This window comes from Caproiciproducens sp. CPB-2 (genome assembly GCF_036287215.1).
GTDB lineage: Bacteria > Bacillota > Clostridia > Oscillospirales > Acutalibacteraceae > Caproiciproducens.
On the sequence record NZ_CP142860.1, the window covers coordinates 3,175,751 to 3,187,616 of the forward strand.

The window sequence follows — 11,866 nt, forward strand, 5'->3', positions numbered from 1 at the left end:
CGATGACCGAAAAACGGCGGCCCGGCCCCTGTGCGAACGCAAAAAGGGAACCCGGCGAACCGGGTTCCCTTGAGAATGTCGGAAGCAGGCATACAGACTCCCCAGTCAGGCTTCGCCTGCCAGCCCCCTCACGGAGCGGGCTAAAAAGGAGGAACGGCTTGATCGGCTTCAAAAAAGCTCAGCGCAGCTGCAGGAGCTTGTTTTTCAGGTCGGTCTCCAGCTTTCTGAGCTCCTGTTCCGCCTGCGTGCGTTTTTCGCGGCCGTCCTTCTGGATCTGCATAACCTCGTCCAGCGTGGAGATGAGCGTCTCGTTGGTATGCTTCAGCGTTTCGATGTCCACAATTCCGCGCTCGGACTCCTTCTGCGTTTCGATCGTCGCCATTTTGAGCGCGTCGGCATTCTTGCGCAGCAGGGTGTTCGTCATATCCGTGACCTCGCGCTGGGCCTTGGCCGCCTGTGTGGAGTGCTCCACGCCCAGCGCCAGCACCATCTGGCTTTTCCACAGAGGAATGGTGTTGACAATGGTCGACTGGATTTTTTCACTCATAATCAGATCGTTGTTCTGTATCAGGCGCAGCTGGGGCGCCATCTGAATGGATACCATGCGGGTCAGGTCCAGATCGTGCAGCTTCTTTTCAAAACGGTTGCACATGTTGGACAGGTCGTTCGCCGCCTGTGCGTCCTCCGGCAGGCCGGATGCCTGCGCTTTCTGCTGCAGGGCGGGAAGGTCGTTTGAGCGCACCTGCTTTAGCTTCTGATCTCCGGCGAGCAGATACATGGAAAGCTCCTTGAAATAGGTCTTATTGACCTCATACATTTTATCCAGAATGGAAATATCCTTTAAAAGCTGTACCTGATGCGCTTCCAGCACGTCGCAGATCTGGTCGACGTTGGTTTCCGCCTTGGCGTAACGGGCTTTCAGGGCGATGATTTTATTGCCGCCGCGCTTGAAACGCGCGAAAAAGCCTTTATCGTCCTCGTCGACCTCAAAGCTTTTCAGCTCGGCCACTACGCCGGAGAGCATCTTACCGACTTCGCCCAAATCCTTGGTGCGCACGTTTTCCAGCGCGCTTTCGGAAAAGTCGGCCATTTTTTTCTGGGCCCCCACGCCGTACTGAAGAATCTGGTTGCTGTTCGTCAGGTCGATCTTCGCGGCGAAATCCGCCACCATCTTCTGTTCGGCAGGAGTAAGCTGCGGTTCCGGCGCGGCGCCCTGCGCGGGGACCGCCTGCTCAAGAATCGTCTGTGCGGAAACGGGCTGCCCGGAAGCCGGGTCAAGGGTGAGCTCCGGAACAGGGATCTCATTCTGATTCATGGTAAATCCTCCATACCAATTAATAATTCTTTATCATTCGGTTTCCTTTTAAGAAAGTTTGCTTTCGTCCGGCTCTTTCGCAAAGTCGCTGCCGGTCAGGCCCTCCTGTTTGAGCATGGTTTCCAGCGTGGAAATATCCGCGGAAACGTCAAGCGCGTCGTCGGCGAACAGGGCATCCAACAGGTTTTCAAAGGCTTTGTTGACCGTATCCAGCGCCCGCTCGATTTCCTCCTTGGCTCTGGTAATATTTTCCCCCTGTACCGGCTGTGTTTCAAACTCTTCGTAAGACTTCACCAGCTTCAGGGTCGTGGGCATATAGTAACGAATAAACCGGCGGATGTCCGGCAGCTTTTCGGGATGCTTCCGCACACACTCAAAAATGCGGGCCGTCACGTTTTCAAGCCGGTCCAGCTTTCCGGAGATCACCTCGCCCGACAGGGCGTCGTTTGCGGCGCGGATCTGCCGCAGATACCCGTTGCCCTCTTCCCTGACGGCCGCGAGCTCCGCTTCCTTCGGGTCCGCCTGTTTCGCCTCTTGTGTCCGTGCGGCTTCCGTGCGGGCGGCATAGGCCCTCTCCGCTTCCAGATACTCGCCATACGTCTTGTCGTCCACCATAAAGCAGGTTTCATCGCGGTCCAGATGCCCCTGCGGGCATGCGCCGCTGACGATCATCTTTTTAAGGTCTTTCTTCGCGCGTTCCTGCGTCACTCCGGCCGTGTCGGCCAGCTTGGCCACCGTGCAGAAAGCCGCGCTGCCCATCGCCTCGCGGTACCGCGCAAAGCGGCGCGCACGGCGGCGCAGGGCGATTCCGTAGCCCATCATGCCGAAAACGGCCAGCGTAATGGGTATTAAAACGGAAAAGGCCACGGCAAAATCCGATAAAGTCATATATCCGGTAACGCCTACCATGAGGACCGAAATGTCCGCGATCAGCATCGGAATTCCCACACTGGCGCCGACGATTGCATAAACAAGGCCGGAAATTCCCCCCGGCATCCTGCTCCGGAACGCGGTACGGACGGACGGTTCCCGGTAGGCAGCCCGCGTATCCTGCGATGCCCGGCCGTAGGTATAAGCCGGGCGCTGACCCGCATCGTTCCCGCTGCGAAGGTCTTCATCATCCTCGCCGGTAAACTTCCGGACGCTCTTGTCCACCGCCCGGCCGATTTCTTCAAAATTGCCGGAGCGCACGGCACGCCGCACGGCTCGTCCGACTTCTCTCCCAATATTATATTTATCGTATTTGTTCCGCATTGCTTCCTCCAGAGAACCCGCTGTGCAGCCCCGTGCACAGATGGACAGTGTTTTTTTCATTATAAATCATTTAACATGAAATAACAACTTCTCCTGAATATTTCGCGCGCCTGCCGGCGGATGTTCGCGGCTGCAGTGAACACGGTCCCTTAAATGAATGACTTTCAAGAAAAGAGCCGCATCGGATTTCCTGGTGTGCACCCCGTCAAGAGGACAATGAAAAAATAAAAAGATTTTTAGGACTGCTGTCCGCCGGAACCGGCGGGCAGCAATTTTTACGCAGCTTTTGCGTACTGTGCATGGAACTCCATGGGTGTCATAACAGACAATCGGCGCTGCAGTCGCCGGTAGTTGTAAAAGTAAATATACTCTGAAATGGCTTGCGTGATCTGTTTCCGGTCGGTGAATTTGCGTCCATAGTACATTTCCCGTTTGAGGATACCCCAAAAGCCTTCCATCGGCCCATTGTCAATACAGTGCGCCACTCTGGACATGCTTTGCTTCATCTTGGCGGCATGCAATTTCGAGTGAAAAGAACGGCTGGTATACTGGTACCCCCGGTCACTGTGAAATAGCGGGTGTGCGTCCGGATTAGCGGCCACGGCAGCATCCAGCGTATTGAATACCAACCTGTTGTCATTATGATCGCCTACGGCATAGGCAACGATGCGCCGGTCGTACAAGTCCAGAATAGCGCTCAGATAAACCTTGCGGATTTCCGGGCCGATGAAATACTTGAATTCCGTTACATCGGTCAACCATTTTCGGTTCGGAGCGTCCGCATAAAATTTGCGGTTCAAATAGTTTTTGGCAATGTATTCCGGCGATGCCGCACTTTTTGTGCACCCGTGCCGACGGTATTTGACGCTGGACTGAATATGAAGTGCACGGTCGATGCGGAGTACTCGCTTGTCGTTGACATGAATGCCATGATGCCTGTCCAACTCATCCCGTATTCTGCGGTATCCCATATCCGTATGCAGGCTATGGATTTTCTCGACCTCGCCTGCGATGAGTTCGTTTTCCAACTCGCGGCTGCTTTTCGGGTGCTTCAGCCATCTGTAATACGCCGAGCGCGTGATGTGCAGAAAGCCGCAGAGTTTCCAAACAGGGAATACCCGTTCCGCAGACAGCGTGCTTACCGCGCCGTAAGCCGCCGGATGCCTGATGAAGCTCAACGTCGCCTCCTCTCCAATTCCTTCACTTTTTTTAACAGAGCGTTCTCCATTTCCAGATCATAGTTTTTCCGTTCAAGCTGAGCAACCTTGTCTCTGAGTTCTTCTTCCGGCGTCCGGCTCGGAAGCGTCCCGGCCCGGTGTCCCCGCCGGTCCTCCAGCCCCGCCCTGCCCATATTTCGGTATTTCCTCGTCCAGGTGTAAACCTGCTGGTAAGAAACTCGATACTTAAGCGCTGTACCGCCGTAATCATTCCCGTTGACGATACACGCTTTTACGATCTCCATCCGTTCTTTCGCGGTTGTATCCCGGCCCTTCGTCATGCGACTCCCTCCCGTATGTATCCTGAAGTCTTCATGACAATTATATACCCTCAGCCAATCCCTGAGCTGCCGGGTATCACGGATTCCGTACTTTTCGCAGATTTCCTGAAGAGAACCTTTCCCAGCAAGATAATCCAAAACTGCCGATAGTTTCGTTTCCTTGCCGTATGCCCGGTCGTGTCCGTGGGTCAGAAACCCCGCAGGCCCTTCCGTCTTGTACCGACTGACCCAACGCGCAATCGTCTTGCAATCTACTCCCGCCTGTTTTCCTGCTTCGCTGTATCCAATTTTGCCTGACAAATACAATTCTACAATACGGATCTTTTCTTCGGCTGTTGTCTTCTTCCTATTCGGCATAATTTTACCCCCAGACTGAAGAACAGTGCTTTTTTATTTCACTGTCCTATCTGGGGGTAGCATATCATTCCTTCCGATGCGGCTTTCCTTTATGCGGTGCCTCGTACCTGTTGCGCCGGTCCCCGAATTCCTCCCGCCGCCACTGTAAGCGGGCGAGGAATTTGCTCTCTATTTCAGCAGTTGATTCCTTAATATTCGATATTCTTCATAACTGATCTCGCCATTGTCAAATCGCTCGTTTAGAAGCTCCATTGCATCCGGACGGATTTTCACATATGCCGCATTCAAATTCCGATACTGATTTTTTATACTGAAATATGTTATCGCCAACAAGGCTAAAATTATACCAGCCATTATCATCATATAAAATGCCTCCTAAATCATTACTGTAAATATATCACGTAATTGTGAAGGCATTATGTTCAATTGATTTATAATATTTGAATAAGATAAAACGATGCTTAATTTCTTTGCCGTTTCCGTGAATTTATGATTAGAAAAAAGACATGCTAATATAGGGGTGTTTATTATGGATAATCAACGTGCAAGAGAAATTATCTCATCGCCTGTTATGGCAAATGTGATTCATAACGGGAATAAAGTCTATATGGAAAGGCTGAATGAACCCGATCAATGCTGTGTGGTACATTATCTTAACGATCCGGTTACCAAGATCAATGTACCCGTATCCAGCCTGACGGAGAACAAATAAAGAGCAGAAAGCCCTCCCGGCTGCCAAAAAGCAGCTGAGAGGGCCGTTTTTACCGAAGGAATTTACAATACCACCGATAAAATAAGCCGATCGATCATGTTGGTATACGGTATATCCAAGCAAAAAACCTCCCGGAAGCCAATCGGAGGTATCTAAGGTTTTGAAGAAAAAGAGTACAATAAATTATAAAGGAGTTGTGCTATCTATGAAGTTCATATTGTCAATGCTTCTCGGACTGGTACTGGGCTGCATTGTGGTTTTTCTAAAACCGGCAAAGAACAAACACCATCATAAAAAATGAGGGCTTCGGATTACTCCGAAGCCTCATCCGCCGCTTTTACTCCAATCGAAGCGCTGGCCGCATTCAACGCAATATTGCTGTGTGGGTGCCGTAGGCGTTCCACAGATTAAGCAAGTATAAAATGCAACCCCCGGTCTGAACATAACATGATCGATCCGAACAGGAACATCGGATATATTTGCTATCGGCTTTTTCGGTATCTGCTTTTCAAGGGCTTCAATTGCTAAATCAGTTGTCCTCATACTGATGCCATTGATATTCCCCTTTCTGTCAGCGAATGATTTTCTATATTTGATATTCTTTAGTGCTGTTATGAAATCTGACTTTTCCATAAAATCACTCCTTGCATTTTATAATATTCGTCCAAAATCTTTTTTGGCCGTACAAAATGGTTCCCTTTTGCTTTCCGGCAGGAGCCGTCCTTTTATAAAATCCGATCACTTTTTGTATCTGCCTGTCCGGGATCCCTAACAGCCATATTGACAAGCGGTCAACGATCCCCATATTATATAGTAATCTTTCATGATGCCTTTGGTTTCTCTGCCGCCCCGTAAACAAGGGCGGCTTTCTGCTGCAGCTTCAGCGCAAAAGAAATCAGGAGAGCCGGCATCCATGCGGCTTTCCTAATTTCTTTCCTGGTCCGGGTAAAAATGATAGATACGCTTACTCTGCACGTTTTCCCGTCAACGCATTGTACACGGCCTGCTGGATAACTTTGCTGGAAGACGTAGCCCCGGATATCGTATCCACATCTATGCGCTGCTCTTCCAGCATTCTGGACGGCAATACATTTGCCGCTTCTCCCCGCTCGTTGTAGTGTTCCAGCAATTCAAGCTCCTGCATTTTGCCCTCCTTCATCAGGACACGGACTCTGACACGGATAAAGTCGACATCGCAGTCGCCAAAATATTCCCCATCCGGGATTGCTGATAAATCTATATTTTGGACATGGATATCTGCTATCCCCTGCCTATAATTTCTAAGTTCCATAAAATATCTGCCGCCATACACAATCCCAATCACCAGTAAAACAACAACTGCCCACAGAAGTATTTTTTTCCTTTGCATATTAGCCTCCTCAATCGGTTACCCGTCACGCGGTTATGCACGAAACGTCTGTTTGTGCGATGCTCCGCTTTTCCAATAGATGAAAAGAACAATGAGGAACGACACCGCCTGAGCAATCGAAATACGTACGACCTGTAATTCATCTGCTCCGGAAATCGTTACAACATGCAAAATATTGATAATCGTATTGTTGAAGAAGTGGTCAGCCATCGGCATCCAAAGCGATCCGGTGATTTTGGTCAGCAGGCCGAATTTCGTTCCGGCGATTCCTGCTGTCAAAATGAGCAGGAAGGCGGACATGATCGCTCCGGTTGAGCTTATTTCTCCATCCAGAAAACTGCGCACAGGCGCCGCGATATGCCAGACGCCAAAGAGGACGGAAGAAAGAACGATCGCTTTCAGAGAAGAGTATTTAACTTCCAGCAGCTTAACAAACAGGCCGCGGAATATCCCTTCCTCCATAGTCACATTGATAAGGTTGCCCATAATACAAAAGGCAAAAAACAACAAACCGGTTTGCCTACCCTGGTTGCCGTCGATCGCGTAGCTGGTCACATAAGCTTGCAGCGAGGGGCTATTGCCTCCCGACAGTTGCAGGAAGAATTCGGTTCCATAGGCAACCATGAACACGGCCGCACCCAGCAGCAAGCCAAAGAGCGCATTTCTTATTACTGATTTACCCGTAAATCCTATTTCAGGCCATTTGAGTGAAAAATACCGCAGCGCCAGCATGAGCACGATGATGCCCATCAGTTTATGTATAAACGCCTCACCGAAAATGCCTTGATCCGTGCGAATAATCATATATTCAATGGTCCTGAACACAAAGCATACCAAATAGATAACAAGGATGGACCTCAATGGATTCGATCGTTTATTTTTTATCATGCTATGCTCCCCTCTGAATAATGAAAATCGCACATTATTTTTTATTATATTTTATCATACGAAAGAAAAAAAGTCGACTGCGTTTGCAAGACAAAATATTATGGTGGGGTGTCCTTACAGCATTTATGGAAAAAGCCAGTAATATCCAAGTCTTACAGGCAGTTAAGAAGCAGGATCTCGTCCGAAAATCCTTATTATATCGTTCTGTCAGTTACCGTGACCTGCGTAACCACGTCGCGAAGTTAGTCTTTGCCGGTTCTGTATTCTATTCCCTCATCAGCGGTGTTACACCAAGAATCAGTGGCGTTTCAACGGGCATTCCATTGTCGGCGCATCCATTATTCAGCAGGGCTATACAATATGCGCATTTAAGCGCATATTGTATATTAACATCCCTTTTAGCGCATAATATAATAAAACATTACTAACTGCACATAATCATAAAATATATGCTGATAAGCGCATATTTTATTGACGTGTTCCCAAAAGAAAGTTATAATCAACAACAGAGGTGTTTTCAATGTTCTTTTCCTTTGATTACAATCCATTGGTTGCCATAATCGGAGATATCAAAAACTCAAAGCAGTTAGAAAACAGACGTGCTGTGCAGATCCGTCTCAAAGAAGTATTGGATGCAATCAATCATGAGTACCGGGACAACATCGCTTCAAAATTCATGATAACCCTTGGTGACGAGTTTCAGGGGCTTTTAAAAGCAGGTTCCTCCGCGATATTCATTATTGACAAAATCGAAAGGGAAATGCACCCAATTCAATTGCGGTTTGGCATTGGCGTTGGAGAAATAACCACGGATATCAATTCCAATATGCCGTTGGGAGCCGATGGCCCGGCCTATTATAATGCAAGAAAAATGATCGACGGACTAAAGGCATCTGAAAAAAAGAAAATGGAGTCAAAGGTTAATGTCAGAATTGAAGTACAGGGCAATCCTGATATGTCCGAATTAATCAATACCGTTTTTTCATTATTAACGACAATAAAAGAAACGTGGACACCTCGTCAAGTCGAAATTATCAATTCCTATTTAAAAACCGGCGGTACGCAAAAGGATACAGCAAGAATCCTAAACATCAATCAATCCAATGTACAAAAAGCATTATCCTCTGCAAATTACTACACTTATCGAAAAGCGATAGAAACCATTGCGAAAGTTCTATCGGATATAAAGGAGGATAACGGTGTATAAAAATTTATTGATCCTCTTTGTACTTCTTCATGTACTTGGAGATTTCTATCTCCAAACCGATACAATTTCCGAGAAGAAGATCTTCAAGTACAAGTATGTTGTGCTTCATAGTATCCTTTATGCTGCCGTATTCTGTGTGGGCACTATCTTAATATGGTCTATGCAAATTGCTATCGCAGTTTTCGTCTTATCCGTTTTACACTTTTTGATCGATTCGGTTAAGTATCTCTATAGTAAATATGATAATTCCGTCTCAGAATCAATTGTTTATTGCACGGATCAATGGATACACATTTTGTCACTGATAATTACGGTAATCATTTTCAAATACTGCAATTACAATATAGCGGTTTTACCTGAAGCGAAAAGTTTTCTGAGCATATTTACTGATAACGGTATGACCGCTTTAAGATGGTCCTGTATTATTTTGATTGTTTGTAAGCCTGCTAACATCACGATTAAGAAAATATTGTCCCAATACAAGCCAGGCAGCAAAGATGGAAGCAGCGATAAAACCATCAAAAATGTCGGGGCGTTTATTGGAACACTTGAAAGGATGATCATCGTACTGCTATTGAGTGTAAATCAATATGCCGCGATAGGATTGGTATTAACCGCAAAATCAGTTGCCCGATATGATAAAATATCGAAAGAGCCGTCATTTGCCGAATATTATTTGCTTGGCACCTTGTTAAGTACGTTACTTGTAATTCTTACATATTTACTGTTATGCAAATGATGATGTGGTCAGAACGGCGAAACCTTTAAGTGTTCTTGTAGAACCCGCAACAGGGCCTTTCGGCATGAGTAAGCGGGTATTACATGGTATATGTTTTTATCTGTCAGCTATTTATCCTTTGAATCAGGTCCAATCAACGATGAGATATCTTCTAAACTGCTGATAATTTCCTTTTGTTTTAAAAAGCGGCAATATTGTTGAAAATCATTTTTCTGATTGGAACTTTCTCTATGGATATAGTCTAAATCAGACCATTTATATCGAACTTTTTCAATTTTTAAAGGAAACGTAATAGGAAATGAAAATCCACCTTTTCTGTCTTCAATAGAAACCAAATCATATTCATGCTTCAGTTTATTATTCGCGTAAGCAAAGGCACGCATTTTCTTTTTGGTTTCAGCAGATATATTACTGTCTTTCTTTACCCGCTCCCAATAATCCAATAAGCTATGGATTGTATTATTCAAAGAATCAAAAACTTTCTGTTTTTTCCCGGGCGAATTCAAATCTTCACAGGCCTCTTCTATTGCAATTCTTAAATTTGAAAAATTGTTCTGGAAGGAGCTCCAAAATCTATCTGTTGTAGATTCCATTAATTTGACCCATCCCTTTCATGGTATGTGCATATTGTACCACAAACAAAAACAGGTTGGAATAAGCCAACCTGTTTTTGTCCTTATGAACATTCGAGGGGTAATTCGTAGTGCGAGTGTTCTTACAGCATTTTTTAAGGACCCAGTAATATCAATGGTTTGAGGGCAATCACAAATCAGTATTTACACCAATAAACCTTGCAAAGTCACATGTGTTTATTGTCTCCGAGCATTTTTCGCTATTGTCCTTCCATGCGGGCAGCTTCGATCAAGTGTGGACGGTTATGCGGCGTTCCGTGTCCTCATCAAGTCCCTTTTTCTCGGTTCGCTTTACCCGTCTTACCAAAATCAGAGAAATGAACACATGGCACGCTTCACCGGCAAGGAAGGTGAGATAAAGCCCCTTTCCGTCGAAAACGAACAGTGAGAGCAACAGAAATATCTGAACAAAGCCGATGCAACGCAGGAAGGAGATCAACGTCGAAAATGCGTTGCGCTCCGTAGTTTGAAAATAGAGGATATTCATGAGCGTTGGACCGATAGCGATGTGCGCAATCGGGTAAAGACGGAGCATTCGAGTCGTCAAGGCTGTCAGCTCCGGGTTGCCTCCACGAAACAGGGTTACAATGCCGCCACTGAACGCAATACAAAGGCTGACCAATACCGCCGGGACAATGAGATTGGTGCGGACTCCAAGACGGTATACCCGGTCAAAAGCCGCAGTGTCCCCGCTGCCGTGGTAAAAACTCATGAGGGGTTGAGCGCCCTGGGTAACACCAATCAACGTCATGTTGATTATAGAGCAAACGTACCCGACGATCGAGTAGGCGGTTACCCCAAGCGTTCCTTGCGTACGCATGATCGCCAGGTTAAAGGAAAACGTGACGGCAGGAAGGCTGAATTCCATAAGAAAAGTGGCAAACCCATTGCCGAGCACGCGTTTAACATCGGTGATATCAAAATGAGGCGCGCGAATCCGCAAAACGCCTCGCTTTCTTGCAAAATGAGCAGTATAAAATGTAAGCTCTATCAGCATTCCAATCCCGTTTGTTATAGCTGCGGCTTCAATACCAAAATCTAAAATAAGGATAAAAATGACGTCAAGGATGGCATTGATGACCGCTCCGGTAACGGACGCGAACATGGCCAGCCGCGGGGCGTCGTCGTTACGGACGAATACCGCAAGAAGGCAAACAAGCATTTGCAGCAGTGAAAATGGCGCGATCCATTTCAAATACGCTACGGTGGAAGGCAACAGCATCTCGTCTGCACCAAAAAACACCGCCAGCGGCTGACGGAAGAAGAAGCCTAACAAGGCTATTACCGCCCCAATGGAAACGGCCAGCGTTAAGCATTGGTTGAAAATATTGTTGGCCTTGCCGGCTTCCCCCTGCCCTTTATAAAATGAATATACATTTGCGCCGCCGCTCGCAATCAGCATAGCCAGCGCGATGACCACCATGCTGCAGGGAAACGCGATATTAACTGAGGCAAGCCCGATTTCACCAATCCCCTGTCCCACAATAATACCGTCTAAAATAACATAAAGAGCCTGTACCACCATTCCGATAACGGCTGGAATAACATATTTAACAAATTGTTTATCGTTTTGTTGAGACTGCATGCAAAGGTCCTCCTAAAAAATATACTCGTCGAGCGCGTTTCCGGCCAGCAAAAAAGCCGGATAAAATACCGGGAATCTCCCGACATCTTATCCGGCTCTAATTCTAAGATAAAGCCCTCCGATGAAACGCTCAAATCACCTTATGACTTGAGTTCAAAAAAATTATATCATGGAATACAGCAACTGTCAACACGAGCTCTTCCAACATTTTCTTACTCAAAAAGCAAGCATACGCGGGAAAATCGAAGAAATCAAGAGAAAGAGAGAGCAGAGTCGTCAAGTTCGACGGCTCTGCTAGTGGTACGAGTGT

Annotated in this window: 13 protein-coding genes; 3 read left to right on the forward strand and 10 right to left on the reverse strand. The window is 46.9% G+C overall.

Going from position 1 to position 11,866, the window contains the following annotated elements; all coding sequences use genetic code 11:
• Nucleotides 1-178 precede the first annotated feature (178 nt).
• The 5 genes from VXK30_RS15820 to VXK30_RS15840 form a co-directional block, all read right to left on the reverse strand.
• Complete coding sequence (locus VXK30_RS15820; RefSeq protein WP_275713238.1) at nt 179-1,315, reverse strand: toxic anion resistance protein; 1,137 nt, start codon at nt 1,313-1,315, stop codon at nt 179-181.
• Nucleotides 1,316-1,363: 48 nt separating this feature from the next.
• Entirely contained in the window at nt 1,364-2,629 is a 1,266-nt protein-coding gene (locus tag VXK30_RS15825) for a 5-bromo-4-chloroindolyl phosphate hydrolysis family protein (protein ID WP_329493747.1), read from the reverse strand.
• Between the two features lie 215 nt (nt 2,630-2,844).
• The gene (locus VXK30_RS15830) at nt 2,845-3,747 is read right to left on the reverse strand and encodes an IS3 family transposase (RefSeq protein WP_329493117.1); all 903 of its coding nucleotides are present in this window, start codon (nt 3,745-3,747) and stop codon (nt 2,845-2,847) included.
• Nucleotides 3,744-4,424, reverse strand: a complete 681-nt coding sequence (locus VXK30_RS15835; RefSeq protein ID WP_329493119.1) for a helix-turn-helix domain-containing protein — start codon at nt 4,422-4,424, stop codon at nt 3,744-3,746. Before VXK30_RS15835 ends, VXK30_RS15830 begins: the two co-directional genes overlap by 4 nt.
• Before the next feature lie 168 nt (nt 4,425-4,592).
• Nucleotides 4,593-4,787: a hypothetical protein gene (locus VXK30_RS15840; protein ID WP_275717685.1), complete on the reverse strand. Its 195-nt coding sequence runs from the start codon at nt 4,785-4,787 to the stop codon at nt 4,593-4,595.
• Between the two features lie 166 nt (nt 4,788-4,953).
• Here VXK30_RS15840 and VXK30_RS15845 point away from each other — a divergent pair, with 166 nt between their 5' ends.
• Nucleotides 4,954-5,136, forward strand: coding sequence for an H-type small acid-soluble spore protein (locus VXK30_RS15845; RefSeq protein WP_275717684.1), 183 nt, complete (start codon nt 4,954-4,956; stop codon nt 5,134-5,136).
• Nucleotides 5,137-5,460: 324 nt separating this feature from the next.
• Here VXK30_RS15845 and VXK30_RS15850 read toward each other — a convergent pair whose 3' ends face one another.
• The 3 genes from VXK30_RS15850 to VXK30_RS15860 all read right to left on the reverse strand — a co-directional run bounded on the left by VXK30_RS15850 (nt 5,461) and on the right by VXK30_RS15860 (nt 7,393).
• The gene (locus VXK30_RS15850; RefSeq protein WP_275717683.1) at nt 5,461-5,769 is read right to left on the reverse strand and encodes a hypothetical protein; all 309 of its coding nucleotides are present in this window, start codon (nt 5,767-5,769) and stop codon (nt 5,461-5,463) included.
• A gap of 331 nt (nt 5,770-6,100) precedes the next feature.
• Nucleotides 6,101-6,505, reverse strand: coding sequence for an FMN-binding protein (locus tag VXK30_RS15855; protein WP_275717682.1), 405 nt, complete (start codon nt 6,503-6,505; stop codon nt 6,101-6,103).
• Between the two features lie 33 nt (nt 6,506-6,538).
• Entirely contained in the window at nt 6,539-7,393 is an 855-nt protein-coding gene (locus tag VXK30_RS15860; RefSeq protein ID WP_275717681.1) for a CPBP family intramembrane glutamic endopeptidase, read from the reverse strand.
• A 520-nt stretch (nt 7,394-7,913) separates the two neighbouring features.
• On the opposite strand from VXK30_RS15860, the gene VXK30_RS15865 reads away from it, so the two are divergent.
• Together VXK30_RS15865 and VXK30_RS15870 are read left to right on the forward strand one after the other, a co-directional pair.
• The gene (locus tag VXK30_RS15865) at nt 7,914-8,600 is read left to right on the forward strand and encodes a SatD family protein (protein WP_275717680.1); all 687 of its coding nucleotides are present in this window, start codon (nt 7,914-7,916) and stop codon (nt 8,598-8,600) included.
• Entirely contained in the window at nt 8,593-9,339 is a 747-nt protein-coding gene (locus VXK30_RS15870; RefSeq protein ID WP_275717679.1) for a DUF3307 domain-containing protein, read from the forward strand. Before VXK30_RS15865 ends, VXK30_RS15870 begins: the two co-directional genes overlap by 8 nt.
• A gap of 107 nt (nt 9,340-9,446) precedes the next feature.
• Here the strand turns inward: VXK30_RS15870 and VXK30_RS15875 are convergent, their stop codons facing one another.
• A complete protein-coding gene (locus VXK30_RS15875; RefSeq protein WP_275717678.1) occupies nt 9,447-9,932 on the reverse strand; it encodes a hypothetical protein in 486 nt (161 codons plus the stop codon).
• 268 nt (nt 9,933-10,200) lie between these two features.
• Nucleotides 10,201-11,556, reverse strand: a complete 1,356-nt coding sequence (locus tag VXK30_RS15880; protein WP_275717677.1) for an MATE family efflux transporter — start codon at nt 11,554-11,556, stop codon at nt 10,201-10,203.
• Nucleotides 11,557-11,866: the final 310 nt, after the last annotated feature.

Bases quoted from the DNA above. Each gene is read 5' to 3' on its own strand.
- VXK30_RS15820 (WP_275713238.1), bottom strand. From the start codon at position 1,315: ATGAATCAGAATGAGATCCCTGTTCCGGAGCTCACCCTTGACCCGGCT.
- VXK30_RS15825 (WP_329493747.1), bottom strand. From the start codon at position 2,629: ATGAAAAAAACACTGTCCATCTGTGCACGGGGCTGCACAGCGGGTTCT.
- VXK30_RS15835 (WP_329493119.1), bottom strand. From the start codon at position 4,424: ATGCCGAATAGGAAGAAGACAACAGCCGAAGAAAAGATCCGTATTGTA.
- VXK30_RS15840 (WP_275717685.1), bottom strand. From the start codon at position 4,787: ATGATGATAATGGCTGGTATAATTTTAGCCTTGTTGGCGATAACATAT.
- VXK30_RS15845 (WP_275717684.1), top strand. From the start codon at position 4,954: ATGGATAATCAACGTGCAAGAGAAATTATCTCATCGCCTGTTATGGCA.
- VXK30_RS15850 (WP_275717683.1), bottom strand. From the start codon at position 5,769: ATGGAAAAGTCAGATTTCATAACAGCACTAAAGAATATCAAATATAGA.
- VXK30_RS15855 (WP_275717682.1), bottom strand. From the start codon at position 6,505: ATGCAAAGGAAAAAAATACTTCTGTGGGCAGTTGTTGTTTTACTGGTG.
- VXK30_RS15860 (WP_275717681.1), bottom strand. From the start codon at position 7,393: ATGATAAAAAATAAACGATCGAATCCATTGAGGTCCATCCTTGTTATC.
- VXK30_RS15865 (WP_275717680.1), top strand. From the start codon at position 7,914: ATGTTCTTTTCCTTTGATTACAATCCATTGGTTGCCATAATCGGAGAT.
- VXK30_RS15875 (WP_275717678.1), bottom strand. From the start codon at position 9,932: ATGGAATCTACAACAGATAGATTTTGGAGCTCCTTCCAGAACAATTTT.
- VXK30_RS15880 (WP_275717677.1), bottom strand. From the start codon at position 11,556: ATGCAGTCTCAACAAAACGATAAACAATTTGTTAAATATGTTATTCCA.